This is a genomic window from Arthrobacter sp. EpRS71, from assembly GCF_001512285.1.
Taxonomy (GTDB): domain Bacteria; phylum Actinomycetota; class Actinomycetes; order Actinomycetales; family Micrococcaceae; genus Arthrobacter.
The window spans coordinates 120,777-138,875 of sequence record NZ_LNUV01000006.1 but is presented as its reverse complement, the minus strand read 5'-3'; the positions used below and the strand labels follow the sequence as shown (position 1 = coordinate 138,875).

Annotated in this window: 19 protein-coding genes; 10 read left to right on the top strand and 9 right to left on the bottom strand. The window is 62.5% G+C overall.

Going from position 1 to position 18,099, the window contains the following annotated elements; translation table 11 throughout:
- Positions 1 to 49 precede the first annotated feature (49 nt).
- The 3 genes from AR689_RS10790 to AR689_RS10780 all read left to right on the top strand — a co-directional run bounded on the left by AR689_RS10790 (position 50) and on the right by AR689_RS10780 (position 2,353).
- Positions 50 to 1,081 (top strand): LLM class flavin-dependent oxidoreductase, encoded by a 1,032-nt coding sequence (locus AR689_RS10790; protein WP_062070031.1) that lies wholly within the window; start codon positions 50 to 52, stop codon positions 1,079 to 1,081.
- 155 nt (positions 1,082 to 1,236) lie between these two features.
- On the top strand, positions 1,237 to 1,761 hold the full coding sequence (locus AR689_RS10785; protein ID WP_062070029.1) for a helix-turn-helix domain-containing protein: 525 nt from the start codon (positions 1,237 to 1,239) through the stop codon (positions 1,759 to 1,761).
- Positions 1,762 to 1,774: 13 nt separating this feature from the next.
- Positions 1,775 to 2,353: a PIN domain-containing protein gene (locus tag AR689_RS10780; RefSeq protein WP_062070027.1), complete on the top strand. Its 579-nt coding sequence runs from the start codon at positions 1,775 to 1,777 to the stop codon at positions 2,351 to 2,353.
- Positions 2,354 to 2,679: 326 nt separating this feature from the next.
- Here the strand turns inward: AR689_RS10780 and AR689_RS10775 are convergent, their stop codons facing one another.
- On the bottom strand, positions 2,680 to 3,348 hold the full coding sequence (locus AR689_RS10775; protein ID WP_062070025.1) for a response regulator: 669 nt from the start codon (positions 3,346 to 3,348) through the stop codon (positions 2,680 to 2,682).
- Entirely contained in the window at positions 3,345 to 4,943 is a 1,599-nt protein-coding gene (locus AR689_RS10770; protein ID WP_062070023.1) for a sensor histidine kinase, read from the bottom strand. The genes AR689_RS10775 and AR689_RS10770 overlap by 4 nt, the downstream gene beginning before the upstream one ends.
- 282 nt (positions 4,944 to 5,225) lie before the next feature.
- Here AR689_RS10770 and AR689_RS10765 point away from each other — a divergent pair, with 282 nt between their 5' ends.
- From AR689_RS10765 to AR689_RS10740, 6 genes are all read left to right on the top strand, one after another.
- Complete coding sequence (locus AR689_RS10765) at positions 5,226 to 6,233, top strand: Bug family tripartite tricarboxylate transporter substrate binding protein (protein WP_062070021.1); 1,008 nt, start codon at positions 5,226 to 5,228, stop codon at positions 6,231 to 6,233.
- Positions 6,230 to 6,733 (top strand): tripartite tricarboxylate transporter TctB family protein, encoded by a 504-nt coding sequence (locus AR689_RS10760; RefSeq protein ID WP_062070019.1) that lies wholly within the window; start codon positions 6,230 to 6,232, stop codon positions 6,731 to 6,733. Before AR689_RS10765 ends, AR689_RS10760 begins: the two co-directional genes overlap by 4 nt.
- The gene (locus tag AR689_RS10755) at positions 6,733 to 8,271 is read left to right on the top strand and encodes a tripartite tricarboxylate transporter permease (RefSeq protein ID WP_062070017.1); all 1,539 of its coding nucleotides are present in this window, start codon (positions 6,733 to 6,735) and stop codon (positions 8,269 to 8,271) included. The genes AR689_RS10760 and AR689_RS10755 overlap by 1 nt, the downstream gene beginning before the upstream one ends.
- Positions 8,272 to 8,303: 32 nt before the next feature.
- Complete coding sequence (locus AR689_RS10750) at positions 8,304 to 8,696, top strand: universal stress protein (protein WP_062070015.1); 393 nt, start codon at positions 8,304 to 8,306, stop codon at positions 8,694 to 8,696.
- An 81-nt stretch (positions 8,697 to 8,777) separates the two neighbouring features.
- Complete coding sequence (locus tag AR689_RS10745) at positions 8,778 to 9,308, top strand: GNAT family N-acetyltransferase (protein ID WP_062070013.1); 531 nt, start codon at positions 8,778 to 8,780, stop codon at positions 9,306 to 9,308.
- Positions 9,309 to 9,378: 70 nt separating this feature from the next.
- Positions 9,379 to 10,077, top strand: coding sequence for a DsbA family oxidoreductase (locus AR689_RS10740; protein ID WP_062070011.1), 699 nt, complete (start codon positions 9,379 to 9,381; stop codon positions 10,075 to 10,077).
- Positions 10,078 to 10,175: 98 nt separating this feature from the next.
- Here the strand turns inward: AR689_RS10740 and arfA are convergent, their stop codons facing one another.
- The 5 genes from arfA to AR689_RS10715 all read right to left on the bottom strand — a co-directional run bounded on the left by arfA (position 10,176) and on the right by AR689_RS10715 (position 16,168).
- Positions 10,176 to 11,714: an arabinosylfuranosidase ArfA gene (gene arfA / locus AR689_RS10735; RefSeq protein WP_062070008.1), complete on the bottom strand. Its 1,539-nt coding sequence runs from the start codon at positions 11,712 to 11,714 to the stop codon at positions 10,176 to 10,178.
- Between the two features lie 48 nt (positions 11,715 to 11,762).
- Positions 11,763 to 12,665, bottom strand: a complete 903-nt coding sequence (locus AR689_RS10730; RefSeq protein WP_062070006.1) for a carbohydrate ABC transporter permease — start codon at positions 12,663 to 12,665, stop codon at positions 11,763 to 11,765.
- A 2-nt stretch (positions 12,666 to 12,667) separates the two neighbouring features.
- Entirely contained in the window at positions 12,668 to 13,588 is a 921-nt protein-coding gene (locus tag AR689_RS10725; RefSeq protein WP_062070004.1) for a carbohydrate ABC transporter permease, read from the bottom strand.
- A gap of 36 nt (positions 13,589 to 13,624) precedes the next feature.
- Complete coding sequence (locus AR689_RS10720) at positions 13,625 to 14,959, bottom strand: extracellular solute-binding protein (protein ID WP_062070002.1); 1,335 nt, start codon at positions 14,957 to 14,959, stop codon at positions 13,625 to 13,627.
- A 207-nt stretch (positions 14,960 to 15,166) separates the two neighbouring features.
- Entirely contained in the window at positions 15,167 to 16,168 is a 1,002-nt protein-coding gene (locus AR689_RS10715) for a LacI family DNA-binding transcriptional regulator (protein ID WP_062070000.1), read from the bottom strand.
- A gap of 161 nt (positions 16,169 to 16,329) precedes the next feature.
- Between AR689_RS10715 and AR689_RS10710 the strand changes: the two genes are divergently transcribed.
- Positions 16,330 to 17,034 (top strand): TetR/AcrR family transcriptional regulator, encoded by a 705-nt coding sequence (locus AR689_RS10710; RefSeq protein ID WP_062069998.1) that lies wholly within the window; start codon positions 16,330 to 16,332, stop codon positions 17,032 to 17,034.
- Here the strand turns inward: AR689_RS10710 and AR689_RS10705 are convergent, their stop codons facing one another.
- The gene (locus tag AR689_RS10705) at positions 17,035 to 17,712 is read right to left on the bottom strand and encodes a LytR C-terminal domain-containing protein (protein WP_197412855.1); all 678 of its coding nucleotides are present in this window, start codon (positions 17,710 to 17,712) and stop codon (positions 17,035 to 17,037) included.
- The gene (locus tag AR689_RS10700; protein WP_062069994.1) at positions 17,705 to 18,004 is read right to left on the bottom strand and encodes a type II toxin-antitoxin system VapB family antitoxin; all 300 of its coding nucleotides are present in this window, start codon (positions 18,002 to 18,004) and stop codon (positions 17,705 to 17,707) included. The genes AR689_RS10705 and AR689_RS10700 overlap by 8 nt, the downstream gene beginning before the upstream one ends.
- Positions 18,005 to 18,099: the final 95 nt, after the last annotated feature.

Genomic DNA, 18,099 nt, shown 5'->3' with positions numbered 1-18,099 from the left:
CCGCCGCCTATTCTGGGCAGTAACTGCCGACCCAACCCGAAGGACGTCCATGCCCCGCCCCGAACAGCCCCTCCACAAGCTCGGCTTTCTCACCATCGGCCTGTTCGACGCCGCTGATCCGGCTGCCGGCCACCGGTCCACGCTGGAGATCATCGAGCTCGGTGAGCAGCTGGGGTTCGATAGTGCCTGGCTCCGGCACCGTCATTTGCAGTTCGGAATCTCCTCCCCTGTAGCAGTCATGGCCGCTGCCAGCCAGCGCACGTCAAGGATTGAGCTCGGAACCGCGGTAACCCCGCTGGGTTGGGAAAACCCGTTGCGGCTGGCCGAAGACCTGGCCACCGTGGATCTGCTCGCAGGCGGACGGATCAATCCGGGGCTGAGCGTGGGAGAACCGATGCACTACGACACCGTGAAGCAGGAGCTGTACCCGGATTCCTCAGAAACAGAGGACTTCTCCTACGCCCGCGTGGAACGCTTTGCCCGTCTGGTCGCTGGCGACAAGGTCCGGGACTTCTCCGGCAAACAGGGCGTGGTGGAGGAATTCTCCAACCGGGTGGAGCCGCACTCCCCCGGACTGCGCGGCCGCCTCTGGTACGGGGCGGGCAGCATGAAATCGGCCGTCTGGGCCGGAGAAAACGGCTTCAACCTGCTCTCCAGCAGCGTGATCTTCCCGGACAAGGACCAGGAGCCGGACTTCGCCAAGGTCCAGCAATCACAGATCCGCGCGTACCGTGAAGCAGCCGCCGCAGCCGGCAACACCGCCCGCGCATCGCAAGGCTTGGTAGTCATCCCCACAGATTCTGCTTCCAGCGGCCAGCGTGCGAAGTACCAGCGCTACGTTGATGAACGCACTCCCCGCACACAGTCCCCGCAGGGACCGAAGGGCATGATGTTTGCCCGGGATCTCATAGGCACCAGCGACGAAATCGCCGAGCACCTATATTCGCACGCAGGATTCCAGGAAGTGGACGAGGTGGCGTTCGCACTGCCCTTCAGCTTCGACCACGAGGACTACGTGCAGATCCTCACTGACATCGCAGGGAAATTGGGGCCGGCCTTGGGGTGGAAGCCAGCCCAATGAGCGCTGGAACCCCGACGTACATCTAGCCAGGGACGCTCAGTCCCGCCGAAGCAGAGCTCGCTGGCCCGACGACTAGCTTCACTCAACCTCAGGGACTACCATGAGTCAAAACGAACAAAACGGTAATTTCGTAGAAAACGGATAGCGAGCAACCCATGGCTACGAGTGCAGCGACCAAGGAAACCTTCCTCGCACCAGAGGCGCCTCAAACTGGCAAGATCTACAGCTTCATGGAGGCCCATGCCGAGAAGAACGGCTCTCGACCTTCTCCACAGTTCTTTCTCTCCGGTGCTGAAGCCGGAGACCAAGTTGAGATCCCCCACGAAATCTATGAAGTACTCGTTAAAACCGTGGAAGCAATGCGTAAGGGCCTGGCCATTACCATCACCCCCAGTTCTATGACTCTGACTACTCAGCAGGCGGCGGAACTGTTGGGCGTCACGCGTCCGACACTTGTTCGCCTCCTCGATGCCGGAAAGATCCCCTTCGAAAAGCCTGGTACTCACCGGCGCATTAAGCTCGAAGACGTCCTGGCCTTCAAGGAAGTCCGAAAGGCGGAGCAATACGAAGCTCTGGATTCCTTGGGAGTAGATGACGATGAAAACCCTGAGGTAGCAACTAGCAGGATGAAGAGGGCTCGTGCTGTAGCGGCGGAGCGCCGCCGACAGCACAAGCAATGACACCATAGGAACCATGTTCACTGCCCTCCTTGACAGCTGTGTTCTCTGGCCCAGCACTCAACGCGACTTTCTGTTATCTCTGGCATTCGAGGGCGCTTACCGCTTCATTTTTAGCGAGGCCATCCTTATGGAGGTCGAGGCAAACGAAGAGATTAAGCGGGTAGAGCGAGGTGACAGTGAGGAAGGCGCGCGGGAAAAGGCCTCGCACTTGGTCGACCGCATGCGCTCCAGCTTCGGAGATTCCGTCGTAACGAATTGGGAAGGGCTCGAGGGGACCTATGGTTTGCCTGATCCCGATGACGAGCATGTGCTGGCTGCAGCAGTTGTGGGCGGCGCTGGCAGTATCGTGACAGAAAATTACCGCGACTTCCCTGAAGAAAAAATCCCTGCTGGCATTCAGGTGGTGAGTGCAAAGGAGTTCGCATTCGATACGGTGTCCATGAGGCCGGATTTGGGACTCCATGCCGTCCTGGCCATGTCTAGCCGGTCAGGGCGTATGGGTACAGAGTCGTCGCCAGAGGACATTCTGGATACCTTGAACAAGCTGTACGGCATGGATGCGGCCACAGCACTAATCCGGGATCTCTTCTAGCGAACTGGCACAAGCCCACGGGCATGACTCGAACTGTCCAAGGCATTTTGGACAATTGACCGCGGCCATTTTCCGTCCATTGACCGCGATCCCGTACCCGTCATGATCCCTAGCTTGCGCATTTCAAGCCAGCGAAGCGAAGGCAAACTGGAAGGTGAGCCTCGGTTGCGTTCTACCGCTCCAGGTCAGGGAATCGCTTTGAGCGGGGTCCGACGGCATCCGTGACTGCACTGTGGTTGGTGGCGTTCCTGATAACCGGGCGGTCCTTCGCAGGAACATGTGCGCCTTTGTGCCGGCCCGGTCTGGGTGGCCGCACGCCTGAGGGCTCACCGCCCCTTCAGCACATATCGCCTTTCAGGACGTCCGACGCCGTACTTGAGTCTGACCTCCAGCGCCCCCTCGTCGTGGAGGTACTCCAGGTAACGGCGGGCGCTGACACGGGACGTGCCGAGTTGCTCGGCCAGTTCCGCTGCGGAGAGATCCCCCGGCGCTGTTTTCAGGGCTGATTCAACCAGTCCGAGGGTTTCCACGCTGCATCCCTTGGGCAGGGTCCGCTCGGAAGCAGACAGCCCAAAGACCTTGTTCACATCGGACTGTTCGGCCTCCACCTTGGAAGCATCCAGCCCTTGGTAGGCGCTGAGGTAGTGCTCCAGGCGTTCCTGCAGATCTGCTTGGGAGAACGGCTTGATCAGGTAGTGCACGATCCCGCCGCGCAAGGCTTTTCGGACTGTCTCCACTTCCCGGGCGGCGCTGATCACCAGTACGTCCAGGTCGGGGGCCACGTCCCGGAGCTGGTGCATGAGGTCCAAGCCGTTGGCGTCCGGAAGGTGGATGTCCAGCAGCACAAGGTCAGGCTGCAGCCTCTCGGTTTCCACCAGGGCCTGCGCCCCTGTGTGTGCAGCGCCCACCACCTCAAAGCCGGGTGTCCTTTGGATGAATCCGGCGTGGACCTTGGCCACCATGAAGTCGTCGTCGACGATCAGTACCTTGATCACGGCTGCGCAGCCCCTTCGCTGGAATGTGAGATGTGTTTGCTGAACCGTGCAGTGAACACAGCCCCCTGGTCATTGGACACCATCAGGTCACCTCCGGACCGGCGGCAGATCACCCGCGACAACGCCAACCCAAATCCCCGGGCATCGCCCGGTCCCGGGTCTTTGGTGGAGAAGCCTTGGCGGAAGATGTCTTCAGTCGAGCCGTAAGGCACGCCTGGACCATTATCCTGGACGGTGACCATGACCCCGTCCGTCGAGTTGACCACCAGCACCCGCACCGATGCCCCGGCGGAGCCGGTAACGGCGTCGAACGCGTTATCCACCAGGTTGCCCACCACGGTGGTGAGGTCCCTGGAGAGTTCTTCGCCCACCCGAGGCAGCGCGGACTCTGGGTCCAGTTTCAGTTCCACGCCGCGCTCAGTGGCCAGGCTGGCTTTCGCGATGAGGAGGGCGGCGAGCGCGGGGTCCTGGATGCGGCTGGTGACGTCGTCGTTGAGCCGGGTGCGGTCCACGGTGGCGCCGTTGACGAACTGCACCACGGAGTCGTATTCGCCAATTTGGATGAGGCCGGAGATGACGTGGAGTTGGTTGGCGAACTCATGGGCTTGGGCCCGCAGGGTGTCGGTGACGGTGCGGGTGGCGCCGAGTTCGCTCTCAAGGGAGGACAGCTCGGTCCGGTCCCTCAGCGTTGTGACGGAACCGATGTCGCGGCCGTGCGAGCGCAGTGCCACACGGTTCATGACCACCAGCCGCTCCCCCACGAGCACCAGCTGGTCGGGGTCGGCTTGGTCGCGGGTGAGGACGATGTTCAGCGCGGGGTCCACGTGGAGGGATCGCAGCTTCTTCCCTACGCAATCCGCTGGCAGACCGAGGAGTTGCCGGGCGCTTTGGTTGGCCACTGTGATGCGTTCGTGGGGGTCCAGGGCGACCACTCCTTCCTTCAGGCCTTGCAGCATCGCTTCACGGTTTTCCACGAGGCCGGTGATTTCCCGCGGTTCCATGCCCAGGGTCTGCCGTTTGACGCGCCGGGACAACAGGAGGGAACCCGCGACGCCCAGGACACTGGCCACGCCCAGGTAGGTGAGCAGATTGGGAACGGCATCACCCAGGCGCTCGATGGTGGACGGATAGTTCCGGCTGATGGAGGCGATGCCGATCATTGTTCCGGAATCATCCAGGACCGGGACGTGTGCGGACAGCACCGCACCACCGCTGCCGGGTAACACCCCGGTCCACGCCCGGCCTTCCATGACCCTGCTGTCACCCCGCGGCAGTTGCTGGCCCAAGAAACTGGGATCGGACGAGGCCACCACTGTGCCGTCAAGCTTGGCGAGGGCCACGTGGGATGATCCGGAAACCGTGCGCACAGATTCGGCCACGGCGGGGAGAGCTGAACCAACGCGAGGCTCGGCGGAAGGGAGCAGGGCACGCACTGTGGGGTTGTTGCCCAGGGCCTCAGCTGCGGACAATGCCCGGCGCCCCTCTGTCCGTTCGAAGGCCGCGGCCGACTGGGCCAGCGAGATGGCAACCACAGCCACCAGGACGGCCAGGACAATGAGCAACTGCAGCACCAGGTACTGCCCTGCCAGGGACATGCCTCTTCTTTGAGACAGACGAGTCAGTGGTGTCACTGCTGGTTTCCTTTGGGTGGAGCCGGAGACGGGCGGGCTACCGGGGCCCGCTGCGTGGCGTATCGGAACTATACCCCAGAGGCACAGAAGACCAGCTCAGAGGGCCACATCCCGTGAACGCAATGAACTTAAAGATCACTGCGAACACAAGAGTGATCCCTGTCACGCACCCGCCTAGCATCAAATCAACGGGGCACAACGCTGATCGCCCTGCACCGATTTTTCAAAGATGAGAAGAGGAACACCATGCGCCAGATCCGCGCATTGCGAGTCGCCGCCGTCGCTGCCGGCATCGCCCTGATGGCCACCGGCTGCGGTGCCACAGGTAAGTCCACCGGTTCTGAAAGCTCCGGCGCAGCCGCAGGGCCCATCACCGGTCTCCAGATCATGGTTCCCAACACTCCCGGCGGCGGCTACGACACCACCGCACGGGCAGCCGCCAAGGTTCTGGACGACGAGAAGATTTCCACCAACACCGAGGTATTCAACCTTGCCGGCGCCGGGGGCACCGTGGGCCTGGCCCGCATCGTGAACGAAAAGGGCAATGGCGACCTCACCATGCTCATGGGCCTGGGCGTCGTTGGGGCGAGCTACACCAACAAGTCCGAGTCGAAGCTGACGGAGACCACTCCGCTGGCGAAGCTGATCGAGGAACCGGGCGCCATCATGGTCAGCAAGGATTCCCCGTACAAAACCATTGATGATCTGGTGAAGGCGTGGAAGGCCAACCCTGGCTCCATCGCGGTAGGCGGCGGTTCCTCGCCCGGCGGCCCGGACCACCTCCTGCCGATGCAGTTGGCTGGCGCTGTTGGCATCGACGCCACCAAGGTCAACTTTGTTTCTTACGACGGCGGTGGCGACCTTCTGCCCGCCATCCTCGGTAACAAGCTGGGCTTCGCCGCTTCCGGCGCCGGCGAGTACCTGCAGCAGATCAAGTCCGGTGAGATCAGGGTCCTGGCCACCAGTGGCGAGAACCGCTTGGACGGCGTGGATGCTCCCACGTTGAAGGAATCCAACATTGACCTGGTCTTCACCAACTGGCGCGGCGTTGTGGCCCCTCCGGGCATCAGCGAGGACGACAAGAAGTCCCTGATCGCAGCCCTTGAGAAAATGCACGCCTCGGCCGGTTGGAAGGAAGCCCTCAAGACCCACAGCTGGTCCGATGCTTTTGTCACCGGTGACGAGTTCAAGACGTTCCTGACTGACCAGGATAAGCGGGTGGCGGACGTCCTCACCAAGCTCGGGTTGGCGTGAGCTCCTTAGCCACAGGCCTTAAAGGCCGCGCCGAGCTGGGGGTAGCCCTCCTGCTCGGCGCGGTGGGCGTCCTGGTCTTCCTGGACGCGAACGGCCTGGTGACCCCGTACTCCCAGTCGGACCCGGTGGGTCCGAAGACTGTTCCGTTCATTGTTTCCGGACTCCTGATTATTTGCGCCATCCTCCTTGCCATCAACGTCCTCCGGGGCGGCAAGGGTGAAGCCGAAGGCGGAGAGGACGTTGACCTGGCACACCCCGCCGATTGGAAGACCGTCCTCCCCTTGGCCGGTGCCTTCATCCTGAACATCCTGCTCATTGACTGGGCCGGCTGGGTGATCTCCGGGACCCTCCTGTTCTGGGGCAGCGTCCTGGCCTTGGGCAGCCGCCGCTACCTTCGGGACGGCCTCATTTCAGTGGCTCTGGCCCTGGCGACCTTCTACGGCTTCTACCTCGGCCTGGGCATCGCACTGCCTGCCGGGCTCCTGGAAGGAATCCTCTAATGGACGTCTGGTCCTCCCTCATGGACGGTTTCGCCACCGCCCTGACTCCCATGAACCTCCTGTTCGCCGTGATCGGCGTCCTCCTGGGTACCGCCGTCGGCGTCCTTCCGGGCCTGGGCCCGGCCATGACAGTGGCTCTGCTGCTTCCGGTGACTGCCGCTTTGGAGCCCACCAGCGCGTTCATCATGTTCGCCGGTATCTACTACGGCGGCATGTTCGGCGGTTCCACCACGTCCATCCTGCTAAATACTCCGGGCGAATCGTCGTCGGTGGTGACGGCGATCGAAGGCAACAAGATGGCCAAGGCGGGCAGGGCCGCGCAGGCACTTGCCACCGCGGCCATCGGCTCCTTCATCGCCGGCACCATCGGCACCGCGCTTCTGGCCGTCTTCGCGCCCATTGTGGTCCAGTTCGCCGTGAGTCTGGGCGCTCCCAGCTACTTCGCCATCATGGTCCTTGCCCTGCTGGCCGTCACTGCCGTCCTCGGCTCGTCCAGGCTCCGCGGCTTCGCTTCACTTGCGCTTGGTTTGGCTATCGGCTTGGTGGGCATCGACTCGGTGACCGGCCAACGCCGCCTGACCTTCGGCCAGCCCCTGCTGGTGGACGGCCTGGACATCGTGGTGGTGGCGGTCGCGATCTTCGCCGTGGGTGAAGCCCTCTGGGTTGCCGCCCACCTGCGCCGCACACCGTTGCACGTCATTCCCGTTGGCCGTCCGTGGATGGGCAAGAAGGACTGGCAACGTTCCTGGAAGCCTTGGCTTCGCGGCACTGCCTTCGGCTTCCCGTTTGGCGCCTTGCCCGCCGGTGGCGCGGAGATTCCTACCTTCCTTTCCTATGTCACGGAGAAGCGGCTCAGCAAGCACCCGGAGGAATTCGGCAAGGGCGCTATTGAAGGTGTCGCCGGACCGGAAGCGGCCAACAACGCCGCCGCTGCCGGAACACTGACCCCTATGCTTGCCCTGGGCCTGCCCACCAACGCAACAGCCGCCGTCATGCTCGCAGCCTTCACGTCCTACGGCATCCAGCCCGGTCCGCAGCTGTTCTCCAGCCAAGGTCCCCTGGTGTGGGCACTGATCGCCAGCCTGTTCATCGGCAACTTCCTGCTCCTGCTCATCAACCTGCCCCTGGCACCGGTGTGGGCCAAACTGCTGCAGCTCCCCCGCCCTTACCTCTACGCAGGCATCCTGTTCTTTGCCACCTTGGGTGCCTACTCGGTCAACCTGCAGGCGTTCGACCTGGTGATCCTGCTGGTTCTCGGCGCACTCGGGTTCATGATGCGGCGCTTCGGGCTTCCGGTCCTGCCGCTGATCCTCGGCGTGATTCTGGGGCCGCGCATCGAAGGCCAGCTCCGCAAGACGCTGCAGTTGAGCGCGGGCGATCCCGCCGGCCTCTTCAGCGAACCCATCGCGATAGTGGTCTACATCATCGTGGCGATCATCCTGGCATGGCCGTTCATCTACAAGCTCATCCGCCGCAACCGACCGGACAAGAAGCCCCTGCTCCCCGCCAACTCGGGCGCTGCAGACTACAGCGACTGAACCATCCACTTCCAGTAAAAACAGGAGAAACCATGACCATCGTGGTGGGATACGTCCCCACACCTGAAGGCGAAGCGGCACTGACGCAAGCCATCGCCGAGGCCAAGAAAAGCAACGACACCCTGCTGGTCATCAACTCGTCCAAGGGCGACGCCCTGGTGGATAACCGGTACGCCCAGGAGCCGGATATTCAGAGCATCGAAGAGCGCCTCGCCGAGCACGGTATCCAGCACATCATCAAGCAACCGGTCCGCGGTCACGACGCAGCAGCCGAGGTCCTGGACGCCGCCGACGACAATGACGCCAGCCTGATTGTCATTGGCCTTCGCCGCCGCAGCCCGGTGGGCAAGCTCATCATGGGCAGCGTCTCCCAACGGATCCTGCTGGAGGCCGACTGCCCGGTGCTGGCGGTCAAAGCGGAGTAAGAGGAGTTTCCGTCCAGCTCATGCCCTTAAGATTCGTTCTTAGGGGCATTAGCTGTGCCAAAAACTCGCAAGGGGGACGTCATGACCGCAACCATCCGCACCGCAACAACGCACGACGCCGGAAAGCTCGCCGAGCTTGCCGCCGTCACCTTCCCGCTGGCCTGCCCGCCGGGCTCCTCGCCGGCCGATATCCAGGCGCACGTGGAGAAGACGTTGAGCGAAGCCAATTTCACGGAATACCTCGCCGACGCGAATATCAGCATCCTTGTCCTCGACGACGACGGGCAGTTGACCGGGTACACCCTCTTGGTTGCCAAGCCGGCCAGCGACCCCGACGTCGCTTCCGTGCTGTCCGCGCTCCCCTCCACGGAGCTGAGCAAGTGCTACGTCCACCCGGACCACCACGGCAAGGGCGCCGCATCCCGGCTGATGCAGGCCTCCGTCGCCCATGCGGCAGACAAGGGAGCGGCCGGCGTCTGGCTGGGCGTGAACAGCGAGAATGCCAAGGCCATCCGCTTCTATGAGAAGAGCGGTTTCCAGCGGGTTGGTACCAAGTCGTTCAAGCTCGGCAACACCGTGGAACACGACTTCGTCATGGAATACGAGCTGTAGCGCAGCGACGGGTGAGGAGAATAACAGCCGTGCAAGGAATGCCCTGCCGGCCCACAGAGTTGTCAACGGCATGAAGATTGAGATCTGGTCAGACGTCGCGTGTCCGTGGTGCTACATCGGCAAGCGCCGTTTTGAGACCGCCCTGGCACAGTTCCCGCACCGCGATTCCGTGGACATCGAGTGGAAGAGCTACCAGCTGGACCCTTCCGTCCCGGAGCACTATGACGGCACGGAGCTGGACTACCTGAGCAACCGCAAGGGCATGGCTCCGGAGCAGGTCAAGCAGATGTTCGTCCACGTCACGGAGACGGCAAAGGGCGAAGGCCTGGACTACCACTTCGACAAGGTGGTGGTGGCCAACAGCTTCACGGCGCACCGGCTGATCCACTTGGCGTCGCAGCACGGCAAGCAGGATGCCGCCAAGGAACAGCTCCTCAGCGATCACTTCGAGCATGGCAAGGACATCGGCAACAAGGAGTACCTCACGGAACTCGGTGCCTCCCTCGAATTGCCGGCGGATGAAGTGTCGGAGCTTTTCACTACGGACAAGTTCACCGATGACGTGAACATGGACATCAACGAGGCCCGCGCCATCGGTGTCACCGGCGTCCCGTTCTTCGTTATCGACCGCAAGTACGGCATCTCCGGCGCCCAGCCCGCAGAACTGTTCAGCGAGGCCCTCAACCAAGCGTGGCAGGAAGCCAACCCGCTGATCCCGGTGGGCGCCTCCGACGCCGAGGCCTGCGGCCCTGACGGCTGCGCCGTCTAAGTAGCCCCCGCCGTCGTGCGTCCACCCAACTGGGTAGCAGTTGAGGTCGTTCTGAGCGCTCAGAACGGCCTGATCTGCTACCCAGTTGGGTACGCGGGCTAGCCTTTCACCACGTCAAGCTCGACGACGGCCCACGACAACGCGGGCAGCGTCAGGCGGAGTTCGGAGCCAGTCGCCTTCACACCTTCCAGAGCAGTCAGGCCCACGCGGCCCGGCTGATCCTGGCTGTTGATGGTCAGGCGATCGCCACCCTCGGGGATCTCCAGGACTTCGGCGCGGAGCACTTGGCGGGCGTCGAAACCGCGCAAGGCAACCTCGACGTCGGCGGCTTCTTCCAGCCCGCGGTTGGCGAAGAACAGAGCCAGCCGGCCCGTTTCCTCGTTCCACGTAGCGCTGACGTCCACCACGTCGGTGTCTCCAAAGCGGCTGTTCGAGTACTTGTCTGAGTCCACCGAGAGTCGCAGGATCTGGCCCTTGGCGAGTTCGGCCATCCGCGCGAACGGGTGGAAAATGGTCTGCTTCCAGGCCGGGCCGTTCTCCTCGCTGAAGATCGGGGCGATCACGTTGACCAGCTGCGCCTGGTTGGCGATCTTGACGCGGTCACCGTGGCGGAGCAGCGAGTTGAGCAGAGTCCCCACCACCACCGCATCGGTCACGTTGTACTTGTCCTCGATCACGCGGGGGTGCTCGCGCCATCCGGCCTTGGCCACGTTGTGCGGCTGGTCCTCAGTATCCAGGCCACGCTGGTACCAAACGTTCCACTCGTCGAAGGACAGGTTGATGTGCTTCTTGTGCTTGCCTTTGGCCCGGACGGCATCCGCGGTGGCGATCACTGACTCAATGAAATAATCGGTGTCGACGGCGGAGGCCAGGAAGCTGCCGACGTCGCCGTCGTGCTCCTGGTAGTAGGCGTGGAGGGACACGTAGTCCACTTCGTCGTAGGTGTGGGTGAGGACGGTCTGCTCCCACGCGCCGAAGGTGGGCATCGAAGAGCTGGAACTGCCGCAGGCCACCAACTCCAGCGTGGGGTCAACAAACCGCATGGCCTTGGCGGCTTCCTGCGCCAGCCGGCCGTATTCGTCGGCGGTCTTGTGTCCGATCTGCCACGGCCCGTCCAGCTCGTTGCCCAGGCACCAGAGCTTGATGTTGAACGGGTCCTTATGGCCGTTCTTGGCGCGGAGATCTGACAGGTAGGTTCCGCCGGGGTGGTTGGCGTACTCCACGATCTCGCGGGCAGCGTCCACTCCCCTGGTGCCCAGGTTGATGGCTTCCATGATTTCCGTGCCGGCCTGCTTGGACCAGTCCACAAACTCGTGCAGGCCAAAGGCGTTGGTCTCCACGGTGTGCCAGGCCCCGTCCAGGCGGCGCGGCCGGTTTTCCACGGGGCCAATCCCGTCTTCCCAGTTGTAGCCGGAAACGAAGTTGCCGCCGGGGTACCGGATCACGGTGGCGCCGAGTTCCTTCACGAGCTTCATGACGTCCTGCCGGAAACCGTTCTGGTCAGCCTCCGGGTGCCCGGGTTCGTAGATACCGGTGTAAACACAGCGGCCCATGTGCTCCACGAAGGAGCCGAAGAGTCGTCGGGGTACCTCGCCAATGGTGAAGTCGCGGTCGAGGGTGATGCGTGCGCGGGACATGTATCTCCTTGGTTGTGTACTGAAACTGTTGTTGAAAATTGGTGCCGGTCAGGTTCCGGCGAGTCCCGTCGTCGCGACGCCCTTGATGATCTGGCGCTGGAAGAACAGGAAAACGACGATCAGCGGCAGTGCCGCGAGCAGGGCGGACGCCATGTTCTGCGCGTACTGGATGCCGTAGGCGCTCTTGATGGTCTGCAATCCGACCGGGAGCGTCAGCAGGTTGCCGTCGTTGGTGGCGATGAAGGGCCACAGGAAGTTGTTCCACGCACCGATGAACACGAAGATCGCGACGGCGGCCAGGATGGGCCGGGACAACGGCAGGATGATTTGGGTGAAGATCCGCAAGCGGCTGGCACCGTCCATCACAGCCGCTTCCTCGAGTTCACGCGGGATCTGGTCGAAGAACTTCTTCAGAACGAACACCATGGCGGGGTGGATGACCTGCGGCAGGATGATGGCCCACGAGGTATCGATCAGGTTCAGCGCCAGCATTTGGTAGAACAGCGGGATGATCAGCACGGGCGGCGGGATGATGATGGACGCGATGATCACCGTCATCAACACCTTCTTGCCCCTGAAGTCGATCCTGGAGAGCGCGTACGCAACCAGCGCCGAAATCACCAGCGTGATCGCCGTGATAGCTGCCGAGGTGTAGAGCGAGTTCCACGTCCAGAGCGGGATGTTACCGTCCTGGAACACCTTGACGAACGCTTCAGGTGTGAAGCCCGACGGCGGCAGCCAAGTGACGTCCGGGGCCGCGGCATCCGTTTCGGTCTTGAAGGCGGTGGCCGTGGCCCACGCGAAGGGAATCAGCCACAGCACGGCGATGAAGGCCGCGACGGCGATGGCGGCGATCCTGCCGACCGTCAGCTTCTTGCGCGGTTGGCGGATCGTGAGGCTATCTGCGGTGGTGGCATGTGATGCGGGACGGGTCAGGGTAGGGGTTGCCATGGTTATGCACTCCTGCGGCGGGTGATGACGAACTGCATGACCGAGATGACCACGATCAGTCCGAAGAAGATGTAGGAGATGGCTGCCGAGTAACCCAGCCGGTAACCGGTGAACCCGGTTTCGAAGATGTACTGCACCACGGGCCGGGTGGATCCACCGGGGCCACCTGCGGTCATCTGATAGACCTGATCGAAGATCTTCAGCGAAGCCAGGATCTGGAGCAGCACGATCATCACCGTTGTAGGCGTGAGCTGCGGCAAGGTGATGGAGAAGAACTGGCGCCAAGCCCCGGCACCATCCAAGGATGCTGCCTCATAATGCTGGGCCGGGATGTTCTGCATGGCTGCCAGGTAGAGCAGGAAGTTAAAGCCTACGGTCCACCAGAGCGTGGCGATCACGATTGCCCACATAGCCACGTTGGGGTCGTTGAGCCAGGCCACTCTTGGCAGGCCGATTCCTGTCAGGAACTCATTGATCAGGCCGAGCTGAGGGTTGTACATCCAGGTGAAGAACAAGGAGACCACCGTGGAGGCCAGCAGGTACGGCGCAAAGTAGGACAGGCGCCACAGCCACTGGGCCGGAAGCCCGATGTTGAGCAACGCGGCCATGACCAGCGCGACGAGGACCAAGGGGACTGTGCTGATCACCGTGAAGTAGAGCGTGTTGCCCAGGGAACGCCACATATCGGCGTCGGCCAGGGCTTCGGCATAGTTCGCGAAGCCGATCAGGCTGTCGTTTGCGCCGGTGAGGGACTTGCCCGTGAGGCTCATGTAGAAGCCGTACAGGATGGGCCACACCAGGAACACGAGGAAGAAGAACAGGAAAGGGGCGGCGAATCCCCAGCCGCTCAGGTTGCTTCGGGTGCGGCTGGCGGGTTTGCGGAGGGTCTCCGGCCTGGGCCGGGACAGCGTAGAGGTACTCATTCAAGAACTCCTTGGGTCGCTCGGTACAAGGGCCGGTTAGACCGGGTTGGGACGGGAGAGGAGGGTGTTGGTGCGTTGTTCGAAGGCATCCCATCCTGCAGCTGCCTTGTCCCTGCCCAGGAGGACGTTCTGGACGTTCTCCGCGAAGTAGGTTTGCCAGTCCGAGCCCGAACCGCTGAACCAGGATTCGGGATCGTAGGCGATGATGTCCGCCGCGTTGGCGTAGTGAATCTGGGGCGTGAGTTCGCGGTAGGCCTGTGACTGGACCACGGGCTGGTATCCGGGGATGTGTCCTGCCTCAGCCCAGGACAGCGATCCTTTGAGGACATCGGTGACGAACTTGTAGACGTCCCTGCGTTTGTCCTCGTTCAGCGTCAGTTGACGCGGGAGGACAAAGGAGTGCGAGTCCGCATAGGAGGCGGGTGTCCCGTAGAGCGTGGGAATGGTGGCCGCATCAACGGGGATTCCGGCTTTCTTCATGGTGGGCAGTTCCCACACCCCGCTGAACAGCATGCCCGATCCGCCGCGGGCGAACTCCGCGATGCCCGTACTGATATCCCCTGCCTGGGCTGCGATGGTGTCATCAAAGAGTGAGGCCATGAACTCCAGCGACTCGATGGCTGCTTCCCGGTCCACCTTCATGGGCTGTCCCGGCGTCAGTTCCATGTCAACACCGTGCTGTTTGTAAAGGGTGTAGAACAGGCGCCACATTTGCGAACCGCTGCCGAGGTACCCGAAGGAGAGTCCGTGGGCCTTGGTGACCTTCTGCATTTCCAAGGCCATGGCTTTGAACTCTTCCGGCGAGCTCACCTCCTGGAGCTGACCGTTGCCGGCCAGTACGCCCGCTTTTCCTGCGATGTCCGTGTTGTAGAACATCACGAACGGGTGGGAGTCCAGTGCGATGGAGAAGACCTTGCCGTCGTGCTGGCTCTTCTCCCAGATCCTGGGGGCAAAATCCGCAGCCGTGACTCCGTTTTCCGCCAGCAAATCCAGATCCCACGGCTCGATGAGTCCTCCCGGCGCGTACCCGGGGACCCGGCTGGCGTGCATGATGGCCACCTCGGGCGGGCGTCCTCCTGCCGATGCCATGGCCAGTTTGGTGTAGTACGGCGGGCCCCAGGCGAGCACTGTGGGGTGCACCTTGAATGCGGGGTTGGCCTGGTTGGCTGCGTTGATCATGGCCTGCATCTTGATGCCATCGCCGCCGGACAGGAGGTGCCAAAAATCAATATCCTGCACGGAGGCGGCCTGCGCCGCTCCTCCGCAGCCGGTGAGGCCTGCGGCCAGGAGTCCTCCGCCAAGGAGGGCTGATCCTGTCATTAACTGTCTCCGGGACAACTGTTTCCCGGTCAAAGATTCAAACTGCTTCACCCGTCACTCCTTTGGATGGGTCCGCTGAAAGGTCACTGCTGTGTTGCTCAAAATCCGGCTCCGGCGCGTCCCCGCGCTCGGGTAAAGGTTGGCCCGGGGGTGACGCAGGTCTCACATTACATCGATGTAATAGCTAGGGCAAGAGAAAATTGTTAGCGCACACAATTTGATCCATGACTCTCGGCTCAAGCTTTCGGCCGCAGCAAGCTAGACCTGCGTGCTGTCCCGTTCCACAACGCTGTAATCCACACTGACAACCTGCTGACCACGCGTCCGGTCCCCCATACGCTCCGTAAGGAGGCGCAAGGCTTCGCTGGCAATCATCCGCTTGTCAAAGGAAACCGTGGTCAGCGAAGGAACGGCATAGCGGCCATCGGCTATGTCATCAAAGCCCGCTACCGCGATGTCCTCCGGAACCCGCAAGCCCCGTTTCCAGAGCACACTGAGGGCACCAATCGCCATGGAGTCCGTGAAGCAGAACAAGGCTTCGGGAACGGGATTCCCTTCCAGATAAGCGCCCAGGGCTTTCGCCGCGGTTTCCGGCGTCCACTTTTCGCACGGGATCAGCAGCGATTCATCGCGTGGAATCCCGAGGCTGTCCAACGCCGCTTCGTAACCTTGGGTACGCTGAATGGCTGCCGCTGATCCGCGCCCCTGGGTGGTGCCCAGTACGGCGATGCGCCGCCGTCCGGAGCTGGCCAGCGCCAGGGTCATGTCCCGCGCAGCAGCGAAGCTGTCCACAAACACCCGGTCCGCCAGCTGCTGCGAGACCTCGCCCAGCAGGACCACCGGAGGCAGCGCCACGCCAACCTTGACGGCACTCTCGTCCAGTACCACGGGGTTGAGGATCAGGCCATCAATGAGGTTGGAGCGCGCCCGGGTCATGAGCTCCTGTTCGCGCTGCGGATCCGATCCCGTTTCCTCGATCTGGACAATCCAGCCCTGCTCGTGGGCTACTTCCACAATATGGTGGGCCACCTCCGCCGAGTACGGGGTCGCGAGATCCGGCAATGCGAGGGCGATAACCCCTGATCGCCCATTCCGCAGTCCGCGCGCCGAGAGGTTGGGAACGTAGTCCAGCTCCGCCATGGCCTGCTCAACCCTGAGCCGCGTAGGCGCTGCTACCGGCACAACGCCGTTCATCACATTGGAAACCGTTTTGGGCGAGACCCCGGCACGGCGCGCTACGTCTTTGACCGTTGCGCGCACGACGCCCCCTAGCTGCTGTGTTGATCGGCCCTGCGGATGACCGGTTTTCCTTGATGCTACGCGAATTTTTGTTCTCCTCATGCCCTCATGGACCCGGCACAGGGTCGTCGGCTGAACAAAAACTCGCGATACTTGGTGACAGATCGCGGTAAAGTGTCTGTATGCCAAGGATCACGGCCGCCACGAATGCTGCCCAACGCGCCGAGACCCAACGTCGGATTCTGACCGCTTTTGGTGAGCTCCTCTTCACTCACGGTCTACCCGGCCTCACCATGACGGACGTGGCGCGCCACGCCGGCGTAGGCCGCACTGCCGTCTACAACTATTACGCGGACATGGAGCAACTGCTCATCGCGTATGCCCTGGATGAGACCGAACGCTTCATTGTGGACCTCCGCGATTCGCTGGCCGCGCTGGAAAACCCGGTTGACCGCCTTGCCCTCTATGTCCGCGCCCAAGTGGAGGATCTCAGCCGACGCCATCTGCCTCCTGGCCCGGCCATGGCTGCCGTCCTCTCCCCGGGCTCCTTCGCCAAGCTCGCCGACCATGTGGGCGACCTCAACGTCCTGTTGCAGGACATCCTCCAGGACGGCGTCCACCAGGGTTACTTGCCGGACGTCGACGTCGAGCAGTTGGCGCGGCTCATTCTCGGAACGCTCTCAGCCAGCGCCGCACGCCGCAACCGAACGCCCGACGGCGGGACTCCCCCGCCGTCGCCGTCCTCCGACGTCGAGCTTCACACTGCCGTTGAACGCCAGACAGCGCAGACCGTGCGCTTCATTCAGCTGGGCGCTGGTGCCAGGTTTGACGACGCCGGCAGGCCTTTGCGCTTGGAAGAGCCGGCCCACGACGCCCTGGCCGGCTAGCTACTGCACTGCAGGAAGCGTCGGAATGATGGGCCATTTGGAGTTATCCGCAATCCGCAGATCCTCCCGCGGGCACAGCAGCGTTCCCGGTGTCTGATCCACCAATTGCGGTTCCACCAGGCCTTCGAAATCCGGCGTCAGGATAACGTCCACTGATTCGTCCTCGCGGTTGTCCTCAAAGTAGTCCGTTCCGGCAAGGTTCCTTTGGATGTTGAACGCCGCGGCCTGGCCTTTGACGCCTGAGACCACCACGCCAATGCCCGAATAGGCGGTATCGCTGTTGCCCACCGAAGCCACCTTGTAGCCACGGGCTGTGAGCTGCTCTGCTACCGTACCGGCCAGCCCTCCACGTGAGGTGGCGTTAAAGACGTTGAGCGTCACGGCCTCGTTCGGTACGTAGTCGAACGTGGTGGTGGGGCACAGGCTTGTAGGAGCTTTGCTGGCGATTGCGCTGGGAACCTTGACCACGCCGTTCATGATCGCCCAGGCTCCCACGGCCCCGGCAGCTATGACGCCCACCAGCAGGACAAGGACGATCCCATGGAACAGCCTCCGCCGGAAGCGGCCTTCGTGCGCTTGCTCGTCCTCGGCGAAAGTTGCCCGAAGTTCGGGGCCGGTGACCACCCGGTGTCCGTGGAGCTGCGTCACATCTTTGGGACGCCTGCTCTTGCTAGCCATCGATCACCAATACGCGTGCGTGAATGGCTGTCCTCTGGTGGAGTGCCGTTCGGACGGCCCGGTGAAGTCCGTCCTCGAGGTACAGGACCCCTTGATACTGGACCACATGCGGGAACAAATCACCGAAGAAGGTTGAATCCTCAGCCAATAGTGCCTCCAAATCCAGGGTCCGTTTGGTGGTAACGAGTTCATCGAGGCGGACAGGGCGCGGGGGCAGGGCAGCCCAGTCCCGCGGCGCAGAGTATCCATGGTCAGGGTACGGGCGTCCCTCGCCCACAGCTTTGAAGATCACCCTGCAAGCCTAGGGAAGATGCCGCGCTAACGGAACTTGTGACCCGCGGCACAAGCATGTTGTAGCCAAAAGGTGACTAACCTTTGCACGGCGTC